This is a genomic window from Umezawaea sp., assembly GCF_036375055.1.
Taxonomy (GTDB): Bacteria; Actinomycetota; Actinomycetes; order Mycobacteriales; family Pseudonocardiaceae; genus Umezawaea.
The window spans coordinates 67,275-84,286 of the sequence record NZ_DASUSQ010000172.1 but is presented as its reverse complement, the minus strand read 5'-3'; the positions used below and the strand labels follow the sequence as shown (position 1 = coordinate 84,286).

The following is a 17,012-nucleotide window of genomic DNA, read 5'->3' as shown; positions in this document are numbered from 1 at the left end:
CCCGTGTTCTCCCTCGCCTGGAGCACGATCAGGGCCCGCCGCGGCGGCTTCGTCGCCGCCTTCGTCGCGCTGTTCTCCGGCGCCGCGGTGATCACCGCGAGCGGTGTCCTGCTGGAGTCCGGCCTGCGGGCCGGTGTCACGGCCGAGCGCTACGCCGCCGCGACCGCGGTGGTCGGCGGCAGGCAGGCGCACGTCGTCGCCGAGGGGCCGGACACGCCGTTCGCCGAGCGCGTCACGCTGCCCGCCGACGTGGCCGAGCGGGTCGCTCGGGTGCCCGGCGTCGCGAAGGCCGTGCCCGAGCGCACCGTGCGGGTGACCGTGCCGTCGGCCGCGGCGGGCGTCCCGGTGTACGCCCACGGCTGGTCGTCGGCGGAGCTGGCGCCGTTCTCGCTGACCGGGGGCAGGCAGCCCGAGGCCCCCGGCGAAGCCGTGCTGGACCAGGCGCTCGCCGCGAGCGCCGGGCTGTCCGTCGGGGACACGACGACGATCGCGGTCGGTTCCGTCCCCTCGGAGCACCGCGTGGTCGGGCTCGTGTCGGCACCCGCGCTGACCCGGCAGTCCGCCGTGTTCGTCACCGACGCCGCGGCCGGGGCTCTCACCGACCGGATCACCGCGGTCGGCGTGCTCGGCGCGCCCGGCGTGGACGCCGACGACCTGGCGGAGCGGATCACCTCGACCGTCACCGACGTCCCGCTGACCGCCTACACCGGGGCCGGGATCGGCGACGTGGAGTTCCTCGACGTCGGCCAGGCGCGGAGCCTCCTGACGATCCTGTCCTCCTCGCTCATGGGCACCGTCGCGATGGTCGTGCTGTTCGTGGTCTCCTCCACGCTCGGCCTGTCGATCCAGCAGCGGCGGCGGGAACTGGCGGTGCTGCGGGCCATCGCGGCCACGCCGAAGCAGGTCCACCGGATGATCGGCGCCGAGATGCTCCTGGTGTCGGTCGCGGGTGGTGTCCTCGGCAGCCTGCCCGGCTTCGCCGTGGCGGGGCTCCTGCGGGACGGGTTCGCCGCCGCGGGCGTGCTGCCCCCGGACTTCACCCTCGCGATCAGCCCGCTGCCCGCGCTGGCCGCGCTCCTGCTGTGCGTGCTCGGCGGTCTGACCGCGGGGTACTTCGCGGCCCGGCGGCTCGCCGGGGCCAACCCGGTGGACGCGCTCGGCGAGGCCGCGGTGGAACCCGCGGACCTCGGCACGACCCGGCGGGCGTTCGGCGTCGGCTTCATCGCGGTGGGCCTGGTGGTGGGCACCGTCGTGCCGCTGCTGGTGCCCGGCATCGCGGGCATGAGCGGCGCCGCGGGCTCCGTGCTGCTGCTGATGGTCGGCACGGCCATGCTGGGCCCGCACCTCATGCGGGTCGCCACCGCCACCGCCGCGCCGCTGCTCAACCGCAGCCGGATCAGCGGCTACCTCGCGGTCGCCAACACCGGGGCCAACGCCCGGCGGCTCAGCGGCGCGGTCGTCCCGCTCGCGCTGGCCGTGGCGATGGCGTCCGTGCAGCTCTTCACCATCACCACGGCCGACGCCGCGGCGGCCGACCAGGTCGAGGCGGGTGTGACGGCGGACTTCGTGCTCGCCGGACCGTCCGGTCTGGCCCCGGAGATCGCGGACGCCGTGCGGCGGGTGCCGGGTGTGCGGCACGCGTCGCCGGTCGTGCGGAGCCAGGTGCTGCTGGAGCAGAGGGTGTTCGACCAGGTCGAGGCGGAACCCGCCGCCGCGCAGGGCATCGCGCCCGAGCACGTCGGGGACACCGCGGACCTCGGGGTGACCTCGGGTTCCCTCGACGACGTGCGCGGCGACTCGATCGCCCTCAGCACCGCCGCCGCCGAGAGCACGGGCGTCGGGGTGGGCGGAACCGTGCGCGCGTTCCTCGGCGACGGCACGGGGAAGGACCTGACGGTGGTCGCGCTCTACGCCAACGGTCTCGGGTTCGGCGACGTCACGGCGTCGCGCGACCTGCTCGCCGCGCACACCGCGACCGGGTTCGACGACTCGGTCCTGGTCTCCACCGCCGACGGGGCCGACTCCGCCGGGGTCGGTGCCGCGCTGGGCGAGCTGGCGTCGAAGTACCCCGGCCTGGCCGTGCTCGACCGCACGGCGTTCGCGGGCGCGGTGCGGGACGCGCGGGACCAGCAGTCGTCGACCAACCTGATCGGCAACGGCTTCCTGCTGCTGTACCTGGTGATCGCCGTGGTGAACACGCTGGTGATGGCCACCGGGGCGCGGCGGCGCGAGTTCGCGATGCTGCGGCTGATCGGCACGAACCGCAGGCACGTGAGCCGGATGATGACGCTGGAGGCCGGGATCGTGGTCGGCGCCGCCGTCGTGATCGGCACGACGGTCGCGGTGGTGCCGCTGATCGGGATCAGCGTGGCGACCACGGGGCGGGTCCTGCCCACCGTCGACCCGGTCGTCTACGGGGTGATGGTGCTCCTCACCGCGGTGATCGGGTTCTCCTCGATCGTGCTGGCCACCCGGTCGGCGCTGCGCGGCCGTCCCGTGGACGCGGTCGGGGCGGGCGCCTGAGGTGACCCCGCGGGTGCTCGTGCCACGATTGTCCGTCCCGTCGTCCACAGAGGAGCCGTCGATCGTGACCGTCCCCGCCCCGGACCGGCAGTGGCGCGACGCCTGGCGGTTCCTCGCCTTCACCGCGCTCGTCGGGTTCCAGGCCATGGCCGCGCTCCTGGCGATGGTCGTGTGCGTCGCGATGATCGTCACGCTGCCGCTGCTGCCCCACGTCATCCGGTTCGTCCGCGGCCTCGCGGCGCGCGAGCGGGACCGCGTCGGCCGCTACCTGGCGACCGCGATCCCGCCGCCGCCACCGGGCACCAGCGGCAGCGTCGCGGAGGTGGCCACCAGCCTCCACGACCGCAGGGACGCCCAGTGGCTCGCCCTCCAGGGCACCCTCGGGCTGCTGGCGGGGTCCGTCGCCATCGGCTCGCCAGCCGGTCTGGCGCAGAACCTGTTCATCGCCCTGTTCTGGCCGTTCCTGCCCGGCGCGACCAGCACGGTGGACACCCCGGTGGACTCCTGGGCGGGCGCGGGCGTCGCGGCGCTCGTCGGGCTCGCGTACGGCCTGCTGGGCGTGTTCCTGGTGCCGCCGCTGGCCCGCTGGTGGGCCAGGGCCAGCGCGGCCCGGCTCGCCCCGCCGCGGCGGTCGCTCACCGAACGCCTCGCCGAGGTCACGGCGACGCGGGCGGCGGCGCTGGAGGCGCACGGCACCGAGCTGCGGCGCATCGAGCGCAACCTGCACGACGGCACGCAGAACCGGCTCGTCGCGGTGGTGATGCACCTCGGCATGGTGGAACGCGCGCTGTCCCGCGACCCCGCCGCGGCGCTGCCGATGGTCGCCTCCGCCCAGAAGGCGGCCACCGACGCCCTGGCCGAACTGCGCGAGGTGGTGCGCGCCATCTACCCGCCCGTGCTGGTCGACCGCGGGCTGACGGGCGCGGTGGCGTCGCTGGCCGGGCACTGCGCGATCCCGTGCGCGGTGGAGGAGCACCCGGTCCCCCGGATGCCCGCGGCCGTGGAGGCGGCGGCGTACTTCGTCGTGGCGGAGGCGCTCACCAACGCCGTCAAGCACAGCGGGGCCGACCGGATCACCGTCAGCCTGCGCGAGGAGGGCGGCGCGCTCGTCGTGGAGGTCACCGACGACGGCCGCGGCGGAGCCGACCAGGAGCACGGCAGCGGGCTGGCGGGCATCCGGGGCCGGGTGGCGGCGTTCGACGGCTCGACCAGGATCGTCAGCCCTCCAGGTGGACCCACTGTGGTGAGGGTGGACATCCCTGCGGGACCATGAGCCGTGCGCATCGTGATCGCCGAGGACGACGCCCTGCTGCGGGAAGGCCTGACGCACCTGTTGCGTGCCGAGGGCATGGAGGTCACCTCCGCCGTCGACAACCCCGATGACCTGCTGGCCGCGCTCGCCGCGGACCTGCCGGACATCGCGGTCGTCGACGTCCGGATGCCGCCGACGTTCCGCGACGAGGGCCTGCGCGCCGCGGTCCAGGCCCGCAAGCAGTGGCCCGGTCTCGCGGTGCTCGTGCTGTCGGCGCACGTCGAGGAGAGCTACGCGACCGAACTGCTGGCCGACGGCGCGGGCGCGGTGGGCTACCTCCTCAAGGAGCGGGTGGGCAAGGTCGCCGACTTCCTCGACGCGCTGGAGCGGGTCGCCGCGGGCGGCACGGCGATGGACCCCGAGGTGGTCGGCCAGCTCCTGGTGCGCCGCCGCTCCGACGACCCGCTGCAACGCCTGACGCCCCGCGAGCGCGAGGTGCTGGGGCTGATGGCCGAGGGCCACTCCAACGCCACGATCGGCAGCACGCTGGTGATCAGCGACGGCGCGGTCCACAAGCACATCGGCAACATCTTCACCAAGCTCGGCCTGCCGACCACGGACGCGGGGCACCGCAGGGTGCTCGCCGTGCTGGCGTACCTGAAGGCGTAGCCCCGCGGCGGGTCAGGTGAGCGAGGCGCGGCGGCGCACCCTGGCCACCGCCACGTACAGGTGGCAGCCGACGCACACCCCGAAGACCGCGTTCAGCAGTGCCGCGGCCAGCGCCAGCGCCGTGGCCGTCGTGCCCAGCGCGACCGACCCCGTGGCGTAGCCGACGGCGCCCACCACGGCGAAGGCGCACCCGACGCCCTGGGAGAACCGGAGCGGCCCCTCGCTCTCCATCCCGGCGGGCGGGGGGAGCCGCGACTGGAGCGTCCGCCGGTAGGCCACCCCGTACGGGTTGAGCTGGAGGCCGAACACCGCGCACAGCCCGAAGAGGAACGCCTGGGCGAGCAGCACCCTCGGGCTCTCGGCGACCAGCCCGACGGCCAGCACCACGCTCGTCATGGCCGCGGTGAACCGCACGCCCCTCGGGTCGACGCCGCGGGCGGGCTCGCGCACTTCTCGATCGGCCATGACGCAAACCAATCCCGGTCGCGGTCCACCAGTCAAGATCGAATCGGATACTTCGCCCGATCGGTCGACCTGTCCCCCGGCTGTCACAAAGCTGTCCGAAAACACCGGACCACCCGAACCCGCCCCCCTTGCCCGACGGCACCGCAACCGCGGATATCGACGAGCAGGTGAAATCATGAATGGCCGAGTCATCCCATGTTCGCTCCTCCTCGAAAGACCCGTCTCAATTCCTCCAGCCACCCTTCGCCATTCCCGCCAAGCAGGACAGAAGTGACATCACCGCACTACAGCGGGATGAAACGTTTCTGGATCGCTTACTCAACAGCAGAGAGAAAACCGAAGATGTTTTCGAAAAATCGCTTCCGACACCCGAGACGAGGCCTACACTCGACCCCGCCGATCACGTCCGCTATTCAACGCGATTGGGAATCGCACAGGGACGAAGAATTCACGAATGGCACAGGATAAGCAGTCAGCGGCACACGGGGACCGAGATGCGGATCGACATGGTGGCGGCGTCGTGGGAGAACGACCCCGTCGAGCAGAGGGCGCACGTGGCGGGGCTGGCGGGCGCGCTGAGCGGGCACGGGCACGACGTCACGCTCTACACCCGGTGCGACTCCCGCGCCCTGCCCGAACGCCGCCGCACCCAGCACGGCTACGACGTCGTGCGCGTCCCGGTGGGTCCGACCGCGCCGCTGCCCAAGGCGGAACTGCTCCAGCACCTCGACGGGATCGCGGCGTACCTCGACCGCGAGTGGGACGAGCGGACCCCCGACGTCGTGCACCTGCACTCCTGGATGTCCGGCCTGGCCGTGCGCGACTCCCGCGCGCCGCTCGTGCAGTCGTTCCACGCGCTCAAGGTCGTCGAGGACCGCTTCCAGCGCTCCACCGGCTCCGCGGGCCGCTGGCGGATGGCCCTCGAACGCCTGATCGCGATCTCCGCCGACCACGTCATCGCGGCCAGCAACGACGAGCTGGACGAGTTGGAGCGGATCGGCGTGCCCCGCTCCCGGATGTCGCTGGTGCCGTGGGGCCTCGACCCCGACCAGTTCCGCCCGGACGGCCCGATCGCCTCCCGCGGCCACCGGTCCAGGGTGCTCGCGATCGGCGAGGTGGTGCCGCGCAACGGGTTCCACACCGCCATCGACGCGATGACCGTCGTCCCCGGCGCCGAACTGGTGATCGCCGACCCGGTCCGGCGCACGGCGCCCCGGGTCAACCCCGAGGTCGGCAAGCTGGTCAAGTACGCCGAGAAGCGCTCCGTCGCGCACCGGGTTCGGTTCACCGGCGAGGTGACGACCACGGCGATGCCCGCACTGCTGCGCTCGGCCGACGTCGTGGTGTGCGCGCCCTGGTACGAGACCTCCGGCATCACGTCGCTGCGGGCGATGGCGTGCGGCATCCCGGTCGTCGCGGCGAAGGTGGGCGCGCTGGTGGACACCGTCGTCGACGGCCTCACCGGCGTCCTGGTGCCACCGCACGACCCCGTCGCGCTCGGACGGGCGGTGCGCGACCTGCTGTCGAACCGGCTGCGGTGCCAGTTCTACTCGATCGCGGGCACCGACCGGGTGCGGGCCTACCACTCCTGGGACCACGTCGCGGCGGAAACGGTGCGGGCCTACCGCCAGGCAGCCGCGCCGAACTCGGCGGCGGCCGAGGGGACCGGCTGACCGGCCCCCAACCCCGCGGTAACACTGCGCGATCTATCCATCACGCAGGGACAAGGGGGCGAACATAACGGATCGATAACACCGAGAACACGGTTGAGGTACGTCGAACCGACTGTCCGTATGCCCCTCTGAGCGGGTCGTCGAACGCCGCGCTCGAAGCACCCCGACGACAGAGGTGAGCAGCAGATGAGCCGGACCGGTGGGCGGCACCAGATCTCCCGCAGAACGAAGTTCGCCACGTTCGGCGCGGCCGTGGCGATCGCGGCCGGTGCCGTGGTCGTGGTCACGACCACCGGCGACGACGAGGCCTACGCGGACGGGGTGGACAGGTCCCTGTTCGTCGACATCACCAAGGTGAAGCCGAACGTCAAAGCCGTCCAGAAGCAGGGCAACGCGTCCAGGGGCACGTTCACCGTCAACTGCGGCACGAACAAGAACGGCCACTTCAACGGCGACAACTTCATCGCCGCCCCCGGTGTCGAGAACGGCGCCCAGCACCTCCACGACTACGTCGGCAACCTGTCGACGAACGCGTTCTCCACCAACGAGAGCCTGCGCAAGGCCGGTACCACCTGCAAGAACGGTGACAAGTCCGCCTACTTCTGGCCCGTCGTCCGGATCGACACGGAGGACGAGGAGGCCGAGGCGAAGGTCGACCAGAACGCGCCCGCCGCGAACGACCAGGCGGCCATCGCGAACGACGTGGCGGCCAACGAGAGCGCGGCGCCGCTGCCCGAGAGCGCGACCGCGACCGCGAACCCGCCCGCCAAGGTCGAGGAGCGCAAGGAGCAGGCCGCCGCCGACAAGAAGGACAAGGAAACGCCCCGCGTGGTGTGCCCGGACGTCGCCAGCAAGCTGGAGGACGTGCCCGACGCCGCCGTGCAGGAGGTGTCCAAGCAGCTCGCCGAGGTCGACAAGATCACCGAGGACGCGGACAAGAAGCTCGCCGCCGAGGCCGCGGGCGCGCCCGTGGTGAGCCAGGCCGAGGCCGCGGAGGTCCTCGCCCCGGTGGCCGACCAGCGCCAGGCCGCCCTCGACAAGATCATCGAGGAGCTGAAGAAGCTCAGCGACCAGGTCGCCAACCTCCAGAAGCAGATCGACGAGCTGAAGAAGCTCGGCGAGTGCGGCATCAAGGACGAGAACAACCCCGCCCCGGTGCCGGACGGTTCCGAGAACAGCGAGAAGCCCCCGGCCCAGACCCCGCCCGCCGCGGACGAGGACGAGAACAACGAGCTGCCCGGCAACGACGGCGTGATCCAGCGGCCGGAGAAGGCCGAGATCACCTTCCGCGGCAGCCCGGTCGGCAAGGTCACCGCGATGCCGAAGTTCCTCCGCGTGCTCTACGGCGACGCCAAGATCTCCATCAACGGCACCAAGAACGCCCGCGACTCGTGGACCTGCTCCGGCTTCGAGGACAAGGTGCAGATCAAGGAGTACCCGATCTGCCCGCGGGGCGCGAAGGTCAAGCGCATCCACGACTTCCCGAGCTGCTGGGACGGCAAGAACACCGACTCGGCCAACCACCGCACGCACATCGTGTTCCCGGACCCGAACACCGGGAGGTGCGGCCAGGGCTTCAAGGCCGTTCCCCAGCTGCGCATCACCCTGACCTACAACATCCCCAGGGACGTGCAGCGCAAGGGCCAGTACAAGGTGGACGCGTTCCCGACCGAGAACCACAACCCGGTCAGCGACCACGACGACTTCGCGAACGTCATGTCGCAGAGCATCATGAACCGCCTCGTGTGGTGCGTGAACCGCGGCAAGACCTGCCGGGAGTAGCGAGCACGGCGTGAACGACGACGAGGGCCACCCCGCGACCGGGGTGGCCCTCGTCGCGTCGGGGGGTCAGTTCATCTTGGACAGGATCATGTGGTTCCACCACAGGTCCAGCTTGTCCAGGGCCTCGTTCGTGGTCGCCTTGGACGAGACGAGCTGGCCGATGGTCAACGTCTTCGAGTCGACCCACCAGAGCTGACCGGTGCCGTCCTTGACGAAGCACGTGGTGAACTCGCCGGGCAGCGGTCCCGCCTCGGTGCGCCAGATCTCCGCGTAGTGCAGGGGCTGCGTCACCGGGCGGCAGCCGCCCTGCTCGTCGATCCGCGGCAGGTTGTTGTCCTGCACCAGCTTGAGGAAGTACGCGTCCTGCGCGGCCCGGTCGGCGAACAGCCGGAACACCGCCCGCTCCGGCGGCGGGACGTAGCCGTCCACGCCGTTGGCCTCGGTGCACTCGACGGTCGCCAGCTCGCCGCCCCCGCCGTTCTCCTCCTCGACGCACGTGGGGTTGCCGACGTAGGACGTCGGCAGCACGGCCTGGAGCGCGGCGACCGACGGGTTGGGCGGCGGCGGTGGCGACGTCGTGGTCGGCACCGCCGAGGTCGTCGGCGTGGCCGAGGTCGTGGTGGACGACGTCGGCGCGTCCGAGGACCGGCCGGACGCCTGGCCGCCCTCCTTGTCCTTCAACACCACCAGCGAGACCACGACCGCGGCGATCACGAGGACCGCGCCGACGGCTCCGACGAGCACCGCCCGGTCGCGGCTCGACGGACCGGGCCGGGTCGAGGGCCCCGGCGGCGCGGGCGACCACGGCGGCGGCGTCGGCGGGCGGAGCTGCCCGTGCGGCGGCGTCGGGAACTGCTGCCCCCGCGGCGGGGTCGGGAACTGCTGCTGCCCGTGCGGCGGCGTCGGGACCGGGGGCTGGAACCGCGGCGCGACGGGCTGCCCACGGGGCGGGGTCGACACCGGCGGGGCCGCGGGCGCCTGGTCGAGCGCCGCCGCGGCGGCGGCGGCGAGCGCCCCGGCGGTCGGGTAGCGCTGGGCCGGGTCCTTCGCCATCCCCCTGGTGATCACGTCGTCCAGGGCGGGTGGGACGGCCGGGTGCGTCTGGGACGCGCGCGGCGGCGGTTCCTGCATGTGCGCCCAGATCTGGGCGGCGGTGGTGTCCGCGGTGAACGGGCGGCGGCCGGTGACGCTGGTGAACAGCACGCAGGCCAGCGCGTAGACGTCCACGCGGCCGTCGACCGGGCCGCCGCTGAACCGCTCGGGCGCCATGTAGTCGAGCGTGCCGACGACGTCGCCGGACGCGGTGAGGTGGGTGGCCGTCGGCGACGAGCTGCGGGCGATGCCGAAGTCCACCAGGTACACGAAGTCACCGGCGGCGACCAGGATGTTCGACGGCTTGACGTCGCGGTGCACCAGGCCGTCGGCGTGCGCCGCGTCCAGCGCGCTGGCGACCTGCTCGACGATCCGCACGGCGCGGCGGGCGTCCACCGGACCGGTGATCAGGTCGGTGAGGTCACGACCCTCCACCAGCCGCATGTCCAGGTACAGGTGGCCGTCGATCTCGCCGTAGGCGTGGATCGGGATCACGTGCGGTTCGCGCAGCCGGGCGACGATCTTCGACTCGGCGCGGAACCGGGCCCGGTAGTCGGCGTCGGCGTTGAACTGCGCCGACAGCCGCTTCAACGCCACCACGCGGTCGTGGACGGTGTCGTAGGCGCGGTGCACCTCGCCCATGCCGCCGCGACCGAGCAGCTCCTCGATGCGATAGGGCCCGAAGGTCTCCGCCGCCATCGCTCTCCCGGATCTCTCGTCGTCCACCACACCGCATCGACGCAGATGGTAACCGCGCGGTTCCCCCGGAAGGCGCACGCCGGACGGCACTACGATCACGGTGGCGAGCCCCCGAGCTGCGAGGAGACGACCATGTCCGGTGTCGCGGTGGTGACGGGCGCGGGGTCCGGGGTGGGTCGCGCGGTCGCGCGGGACCTGCTGGAGGCGGGCTACCGGGTGGCGCTGGCCGGGCGGCACGCCGACACCCTCGCCGAGACCGCGACCGGCGACGACGTGCTCGTGGTCCCCACCGACACCAGGGTCGAGGAGGCCGTCGTGGCGCTGTTCGCCGCGGTGCGCGAGCGGTGGGGCCGGGTGGACGTGCTGTTCAACAACGCGGGCACGAACGTGCGCGCGACCCCGGTCGAGGACTTCTCGCTCGGGCAGTGGTCCAAGGTGGTCGACACGAACCTGACCGGCACGTTCCTGTGCGCCCGCGAGGCGTTCCGGACCATGCGCGACCAGGACCCGCGGGGCGGGCGGATCATCAACAACGGCTCGGTGTCGGCGTACGCGCCCCGGCCGGACGCCATCGCCTACAACGCGACCAAGCACGCGATCACCGGCATCACGAAGTCGCTGTCGCTGGAGGGCCGCCGGTACGGCATCGCGTGCGGGCAGATCGACATCGGCAACGCCGCGACCCCGTTGACCGAGCGGATGGGCCAGGGCGTGCTCCAGGCCGACTTCACCACCGCGCCGGAGCCGACGATGGACGTGGCGGACGTCGCGACCGCCGTGCGCTACATGGCCGGGCTGCCGCTGGAGGCCAACGTGCAGTTCATGACCGTGATGGCGACCGCGATGCCGCTCGTGGGCCGCGGCTGACTCAGAGCGGCACGCAGGTCAGCGCGACGGCCTTCGGCGCGACCCCGGTGCCGACCATGCCGAAGGTGGTCGACCGGTCGACCTCGATCCGCCCGTTGTAGTCCGCGTTCACCGCGCGCACGGTCCGCCCCCGCTGGGTGACCGCGGCGTCCCAGGAGTTCTCGATCCGCTGGTCGCCGGGGAACGTCCAGTCGACCGCCCACCCCCTGACCGCCTGCCCGCCCGAGTTGGTGATCTTGACGGTCGCCTTGAACCCCTGCGGCCAGCTCTCGTCCACCGCGAGGCTCGCCGTGCAGCCCGCCGGCCCCTGCTGGGCGAGCTGCTCGGCGACGGTCACCTCGAACTCGTCGACCGAGTTGCCCGCGCCGCCGCGCCACAGGTCGAACCCCGCCTCGACGCCGACGAGGTACCAGTCCGGCTTGATCCACGCCCGGCTCGCCGCGTCCTTCCCGAACGCGCGGATGTCGAGGTCCCGCACCGAGGTGACGTCACCGACCCGCTCGTAGGTGATCCGGTTGAGCCCCTGCGCCCTCTCGAACCAGACGTCCCAGCTGGCACCGGAGATCGGCATCCCGCCTGCCACCATCATGCCCGCGGGCCGCGCGTCGCCGTTCGCGCGCAACCAGATCGCCAGCTCGGCCCCGTCGGGCCGCCCGGCCACCTCAGGCCCGCTGTGGAACCAGGCCGTGTAGGCCGCGGCGTAGTCGCCGTCCTCGGCCTGGGTGGTGACCAGGCTGCTGGTCAGCTCGGGCATCCGCGACACCTGCACGGGCAGGCCGCCGCCCTCCGAGCAGACGGTCCCGTGGCAGCCCTTGAGCAGCGACGGCGAGGCGGCGGGCGGCCCGCCGACCGGCAGGTGGTGCTCGGCGCTGTCGACGCGCAGCGCCCGGTCGCCGACCGTGACGCACTGCGCGGTGTCGGCGCCCGTGACGTTGTTGCCCGCCAGGTAGCCCCCCTCCCCCGCGGGCGCGACGTCGTTCTTCCCGCACAACTGCGTTCCAGCGGCCGTCGACGGCAGCGCCGCCAGCAGCACCAACCCCACGGCCGCGGCCAGCACGGCACCACCCACACCGATGGCCGCGATCGTGAGTGACACCCGGAAGGCCAACTGCGCCAACGGATTGCTCATCTGCGCGCTCCTCGGAAGATCCGCATCGTGCCCATCTGGGGAATACGGGTGGACCGCGCGGCCGGTTCAAGCGGGGAGGACGGGCCGGTGCCGCACAGGGCGCTCTCGACGAACGCACAGGGCCCGCACAGCCGCCGCCGTGAGGGTGGTGGTCACAGCCGATCACGAGGAGCGCACGATGACGACCCCCACCGAGCAGGTCCCCAGCGGCCAGGTCCCCGTCGAGCCCGGCGGGCGGCGGCCGTCGCGGTCGCGCACGGGGCTCGCCGCCGCGGCCGTCGCGCTCGCCGTCGCGGGAGGCGGCGCGGCCGTCGTGCACGCGGCGGGCGGGGCGGCGGGCACGGCGGCGGACGTCGTCGAGAGCGACACGGTCACCGTCGTGGCCACCACGTCCGGTGGCACGGCGACCGCCGTGCGGATCTCCGAGACCGCCTGACGCCGAATTCGGTCGCGCCGGACGGGCGCCTCGGGAGAGGATTCGCCGGTCGGTCGGCGGATGAGGAGCGGTGATGGCGGAGCACACCTACCGGGTCATGGTGCGGGGTCGGTTCACCGACCTCGACGAGGCCGGGCGAGCGCGGCTGCTCGCGGAGGTGGACGAGCACGGGCTGCTCACCAACGGGTTCTCCGAGGCGGGGTCGCTGGCCTACGACCGGACGCTGGACTTCTTCAGCTTCCGGATCCAACTGCGGGCGCCCGTGGAGCAGAACGACCGGGCGGTGTGCGACCGCGGGCTGGCCGCGGCGGCGCGCGCGGTGGACGGGCTGGGCGTGGACTTCCGCGACCTGAAGGCCTCTGCCACGGACATGGACCTGGTGAAGGTCCGCCGCAAGTAGCGGGCCGCGGTCGTCGGGGAGCCGCGCGTCACAGCGCGGTCAGGACGGCGGGCCCCCGCGCGGCACACCCGTCACAGCACGGTCGAGACGGCCGGGCCCACGCGCAGCACCCCGTCGCAGCGCACCGGACGCAGGCACCGCACGTCACAGCACGGTCAACACGGCCGGGCCCACGCGCAGCACCCCGTCGTCCAACGGCTCGCAGCGCACCCCACCGCGGCCCCGCAGCGCCCGGTGCGCGCCGGGCGCCAGCACCGCGTCCATCCAGCCGCACGGGCTGGCCGGGCGGTGTGCCTGGAAGCGGACCGGGCCGTCGCCGGAGTCGAGGCTGAACAGCGCGCCGCTCCTCGCCCGCCCGGCGGCGAGGCCGTCGACCGGGAACCCGCGCAGCACGACGTTGCGCCTGGGCAGCAGCGGGTTCGGCACGGCGGACAGGCCCAGTTTCGCGGTGATCGCGTCGAGCGACTCCACGGCGAACACGCTCACCGAGGCCTTGCGGTGCGCGGGCCGCGCGTAGTACCGGTCCCCCACCAGGCCGAGGCCCGCGCGCACCTCCACCCGGTCGCGCGACCCCAGCAGCGGATCGGTCGTCGGGCCGTCCTGCGGACGGCCTTCGAAGGCGTGCACCGGTGACACCAGCAGGGCGATGACCTGGACGTCCACCCGATCGACGGTACACACGTAAGCTCGGTGGCGTGCGAACTCGGCCGACGTTGAGCTGGACGGCGACGGGCGCCCCCCTGCCCCGCACCACCGACCTGGACGAGGTCGTCGAGACCGTCGCCCGCGGGCGCGTGGTCGTGCTCAGCGGGGCGGGCCTGTCCACGGAGTCCGGCATCCCGGACTACCGGGGCGAGGAGGGCAGCCTCCGCCGCCACACCCCCATGACCTACGAGGAGTTCGTCGGCAGCCCGGCGGGCCGCAGGCGCTACTGGGCCCGCAGCCACCTCGGCTGGCGCACCATCGCCCGTGCCGCTCCGAACGCGGGCCACCGCGCCGTCAGCGCGCTGCGCGCGAGCGGCCACCTGTCCGGGATCATCACGCAGAACGTCGACGGCCTGCACCAGGCCGCGGGCGCGCCGGACGCCGTGGAGCTGCACGGCAGCCTCGACCGGGTGATCTGCCTCGACTGCGGCGGCACCAGCCCGCGCGAGGACCTGGACCGCAGGCTGCGCGCGGCCAACCCGGCGTTCGAGGGCACCGCGACGCGGATCAACCCCGACGGCGACGTGGAGCTGGCCGCCGACGTGGTCGCGACCTTCCACCTCGTGGCGTGCGGGGCGTGCCGCACCGGGGTGCTCAAGCCGGACGTGGTGTTCTTCGGCGAGAACGTCCCGCGCGCCCGCGTCGAGCGGTGCTACCGGCTGGTCGACGAGGCCGACGCCGTGCTGGTGCTCGGCTCCTCGCTGACCGTCATGTCCGGCCTGCGGTTCGTCCGGCACGCCGCCAAGGAGGGCAAGCGGGTCCTCATCGTCAACCGCGGCGAGACGCGCGGCGACGCGTGCGCCGCGGTGCGGGTCGACCTGCCGCTCGGCCAGGCCCTCACGGAGCTGACCGAGCGGCTGGGCGTCGCCACCGGCTGAGCTACCCGCTGAACGCCTTCTCCCGGTCCTGCTCCTCGGTCGTCTCGGTGATCCGGCCGACGGCGTAGCGCAGGGTCGGCGGCGCCATCAGCGACGTCACGACGGCCACCAGGATGATGATCGTGTAGGTCTCGGTGGTCAGGACGCCGAGGCGCAGGCCCACCATCGCGACGACGACCTCCACGACACCGCGGGCGTTGAGCCCGGCGCCGAGCGCGAGGCCCTCCCAGTGCGTGAGCTTGCCCGTGCGGGCGCCGATGTAGGCGCCGATGAACTTGCCCCCGATCGCCACCGCGAGCACCAGGACGGCCGCGCCCAGCACAGCGGGCTCGCGCAGCGCGGTCAGGTCCATCCGCAGACCGGCCGTGGCGAAGAAGATCGGGGCCAGGACGGCCATGACGAACGTCCGCAGCGGCGCGAGCTTCGTGCGGTCGAGCAGGCCGGACGAGCTGAGCAGCACACCGCAGACGAACGTGCCCAGGATCGGTTCGAGGCCGAGCGCGTGGGTGCCCGCCGCGGACAGGACGAGCAGCAGCACGACGACGGCGACGGTCACGCCGGGGTCGCTGGACCTGTTCGCGTACTCCAGGCTCTTGCGCACCAGCGGCCTGCCGATCAGCAGGGCCACCACCGCCACCACGAGGAGGCAGCCGACGGTGAACAGCACCAGGCCCGCGCGCAGGCCCGTGGTCGCCATCGCCGAGACGATCGAGAGCAGCGACCAGCCGACGATGTCGTCGACCGCCGCCGAGCTGATGATCAGCTGGCCGATGTTGCGGTGCAGCAGCCGCATCTCCAGCAGGGTCTTCGCGATGACCGGGATCGCGCTCACGCACATCGCCACCCCGAGGAACAGCGCGAAGACGTCGCGCTCCGTCCCCTCGGCGATCAGCGACGTCGGCAGCACCATCCCGACGGCGAAGCCGAGGCCCAGCGGCACGAGCAGCCCGCCCGTGCTCACCCACGCGGCCGTCTTGCCCTTGCGCCGCACCAGGCCGAGGTCGATGTGCATGCCGGTCAGGCCGACCAGCAGCAGCACGCCGAGCTGGCCGACGGCGTCGAGCAGGTGGATCTGCTCGGGGTTGGTGGGCAGCAGCCACGCCGACAGCGCGGGGAGGGCGTGCGCGAGCAGCGACGGCCCCAGCAGCACGCCCGCGGCCAGTTCGCCCACCAGCGCGGGCATCTTGACCCTGATCGCGAGCCTGCCCAGGAGGAACGCGGTGCCGAGCAGCAGGGAGACCTGGAGCAGGAACACCAGCATCTGGTGCGCTCCGATGGGGCTGACCGGTGCGGCGAGGACCGTCATCCGGGTTCTCCTTCGGTGTGTGCCGTGGACTCCGCACGACCGTCTCACCCCGGTACCACCAGCCCGGCCACGACACTGCGGGACTCCGCCGCGCGACCGGCGTTCACCTGCGGCACTCCGAAGTGGACTCCCGTGCTCGCCGCGCGAGCGCCGACCACCGGCACCGTCCGACCTACAGCCCGGTCCACTCCTTCGAGCGGGCCAGCAGGCTCCGGTGCACGAGCGCGACCGACGGGTTGGCCAGCGCTCCCGCCCTGGTCGCCAGGTACAGCGTGTTGAGCGGGCGCACCGCGGGCTGGTGCAGCAGCTCCACCGAGCCCGCGGCGAGCGCCGGTTCGGCCAGGTAGCGGGGCAGGGCGGTGACGCCCGCGCCCGCGACGACGGCCGCGAGGACGGCCCGCAGGTCCGGCACGGTGACGGCGACGTGGTTGGGCGGGCGGCGGCCGAACTCGCCGCGCCAGTAGCGCCGGATGATCGGCAGCTCCTCCGCGTAGGCGACCAGCGGCAGGTGGGCGAGGGCCTTGACGGGGTCGGCGGCGAGCCGTTCCCGGTCCACGGTGCGGGCCAGCGCGGGCGGCGCGACCAGCACGAACTCCTCGTCGACGAACGGGGTCGCGACGAGCGTGCGGTCGGTGGGCCGGACGGCCGAGACGACCACGTCGAGCCGGGCGTTCGCCAGTGCGGCCAGCAGGTCGTCGGCCAGGCCGAGGGTGACGCGCAGGCGCAGGCCCCTGGTCGTGAGCGGGACGAGGGCGGGCAGCACCCGCGCCGACACGAGTTCGGCGGGCCCGGCCAGGTGCACGGCCCCCGCGTACGCCTCCTGGTCGTCGGTGTCGCTCAGCGCGGACCGCAGCTGGTCGACGTGCGGCCCGACGCGCCGCGCCAGCTCGTCGGCCCGTTCGGTGGGCGTCACGCCCCGGCTGGACCGGGTGAACAGCGGCTCGCCCAGGTCGCGTTCGAGCCGCGCGAGCTGGCCGCTGACCGCGGGCTGGGTCAGGCCGCGGCGGGCGGCGGCCGAGGTGAGGGAGCCGCCGCGGTAGATCTCCAGGAACGTCGCGAGCAGGTCGAGGTCGGTCACCGCACCAGCCTCCAGTCATAAGAAATCTGATGATCCACGAAAAGGTACCGGACTACTG

General features: G+C 73.1%; 15 protein-coding genes. 9 read left to right on the top strand and 6 right to left on the bottom strand.

What is annotated here, in order from left to right; genetic code table 11:
• The first annotated feature begins 3 nt into the window (after positions 1-3).
• The 3 genes from VFZ92_RS40575 (at position 4) to VFZ92_RS40565 (ending at position 4,444) form a co-directional block, all read left to right on the top strand.
• A complete protein-coding gene (locus VFZ92_RS40575) occupies positions 4-2,523 on the top strand; it encodes an FtsX-like permease family protein (protein ID WP_330883179.1) in 2,520 nt (839 codons plus the stop codon).
• Positions 2,524-2,587: 64 nt separating this feature from the next.
• Positions 2,588-3,796 (top strand): sensor histidine kinase, encoded by a 1,209-nt coding sequence (locus VFZ92_RS40570; protein WP_330883177.1) that lies wholly within the window; start codon positions 2,588-2,590, stop codon positions 3,794-3,796.
• 3 nt (positions 3,797-3,799) lie between these two features.
• Positions 3,800-4,444: a response regulator transcription factor gene (locus tag VFZ92_RS40565; RefSeq protein ID WP_330883175.1), complete on the top strand. Its 645-nt coding sequence runs from the start codon at positions 3,800-3,802 to the stop codon at positions 4,442-4,444.
• Positions 4,445-4,456: 12 nt separating this feature from the next.
• Here VFZ92_RS40565 and VFZ92_RS40560 read toward each other — a convergent pair whose 3' ends face one another.
• The gene (locus tag VFZ92_RS40560; protein WP_330883173.1) at positions 4,457-4,909 is read right to left on the bottom strand and encodes a DUF4395 domain-containing protein; all 453 of its coding nucleotides are present in this window, start codon (positions 4,907-4,909) and stop codon (positions 4,457-4,459) included.
• A 494-nt stretch (positions 4,910-5,403) separates the two neighbouring features.
• Here VFZ92_RS40560 and VFZ92_RS40555 point away from each other — a divergent pair, with 494 nt between their 5' ends.
• Positions 5,404-6,582, top strand: a complete 1,179-nt coding sequence (locus tag VFZ92_RS40555) for a glycosyltransferase (RefSeq protein WP_330883171.1) — start codon at positions 5,404-5,406, stop codon at positions 6,580-6,582.
• Between the two features lie 186 nt (positions 6,583-6,768).
• Positions 6,769-8,364 carry a DUF1996 domain-containing protein gene (locus VFZ92_RS40550; RefSeq protein WP_330883170.1) on the top strand — a complete coding sequence of 532 codons (1,596 nt, stop codon included), beginning with the start codon at positions 6,769-6,771 and terminating at the stop codon, positions 8,362-8,364.
• 66 nt (positions 8,365-8,430) lie between these two features.
• On the opposite strand, the gene VFZ92_RS40545 is transcribed toward VFZ92_RS40550, so the two are convergent.
• Positions 8,431-10,155: a serine/threonine-protein kinase gene (locus VFZ92_RS40545; protein WP_330883168.1), complete on the bottom strand. Its 1,725-nt coding sequence runs from the start codon at positions 10,153-10,155 to the stop codon at positions 8,431-8,433.
• A 132-nt stretch (positions 10,156-10,287) separates the two neighbouring features.
• Here VFZ92_RS40545 and VFZ92_RS40540 point away from each other — a divergent pair, with 132 nt between their 5' ends.
• Positions 10,288-11,022 carry an SDR family oxidoreductase gene (locus tag VFZ92_RS40540; protein WP_330883166.1) on the top strand — a complete coding sequence of 245 codons (735 nt, stop codon included), beginning with the start codon at positions 10,288-10,290 and terminating at the stop codon, positions 11,020-11,022.
• Position 11,023: 1 nt separating this feature from the next.
• On the opposite strand, the gene VFZ92_RS40535 is transcribed toward VFZ92_RS40540, so the two are convergent.
• On the bottom strand, positions 11,024-12,151 hold the full coding sequence (locus VFZ92_RS40535; protein WP_330883164.1) for a cellulose binding domain-containing protein: 1,128 nt from the start codon (positions 12,149-12,151) through the stop codon (positions 11,024-11,026).
• Between the two features lie 178 nt (positions 12,152-12,329).
• On the opposite strand from VFZ92_RS40535, the gene VFZ92_RS40530 reads away from it, so the two are divergent.
• Positions 12,330-12,587 (top strand): hypothetical protein, encoded by a 258-nt coding sequence (locus VFZ92_RS40530; protein WP_330883162.1) that lies wholly within the window; start codon positions 12,330-12,332, stop codon positions 12,585-12,587.
• A gap of 73 nt (positions 12,588-12,660) precedes the next feature.
• Positions 12,661-12,987 carry a DUF6204 family protein gene (locus VFZ92_RS40525; RefSeq protein WP_330883160.1) on the top strand — a complete coding sequence of 109 codons (327 nt, stop codon included), beginning with the start codon at positions 12,661-12,663 and terminating at the stop codon, positions 12,985-12,987.
• 144 nt (positions 12,988-13,131) lie between these two features.
• Here VFZ92_RS40525 and VFZ92_RS40520 read toward each other — a convergent pair whose 3' ends face one another.
• Positions 13,132-13,650, bottom strand: a complete 519-nt coding sequence (locus VFZ92_RS40520; protein WP_330883158.1) for a molybdenum cofactor biosysynthesis protein — start codon at positions 13,648-13,650, stop codon at positions 13,132-13,134.
• Positions 13,651-13,682: 32 nt separating this feature from the next.
• On the opposite strand from VFZ92_RS40520, the gene VFZ92_RS40515 reads away from it, so the two are divergent.
• Positions 13,683-14,570, top strand: a complete 888-nt coding sequence (locus tag VFZ92_RS40515; protein ID WP_330883156.1) for an NAD-dependent protein deacetylase — start codon at positions 13,683-13,685, stop codon at positions 14,568-14,570.
• A gap of 1 nt (position 14,571) precedes the next feature.
• On the opposite strand, the gene VFZ92_RS40510 is transcribed toward VFZ92_RS40515, so the two are convergent.
• A complete protein-coding gene (locus VFZ92_RS40510) occupies positions 14,572-15,876 on the bottom strand; it encodes a cation:proton antiporter (protein ID WP_330883154.1) in 1,305 nt (434 codons plus the stop codon).
• Between the two features lie 172 nt (positions 15,877-16,048).
• Positions 16,049-16,954 carry a LysR family transcriptional regulator gene (locus VFZ92_RS40505; protein ID WP_330883152.1) on the bottom strand — a complete coding sequence of 302 codons (906 nt, stop codon included), beginning with the start codon at positions 16,952-16,954 and terminating at the stop codon, positions 16,049-16,051.
• Positions 16,955-17,012: the final 58 nt, after the last annotated feature.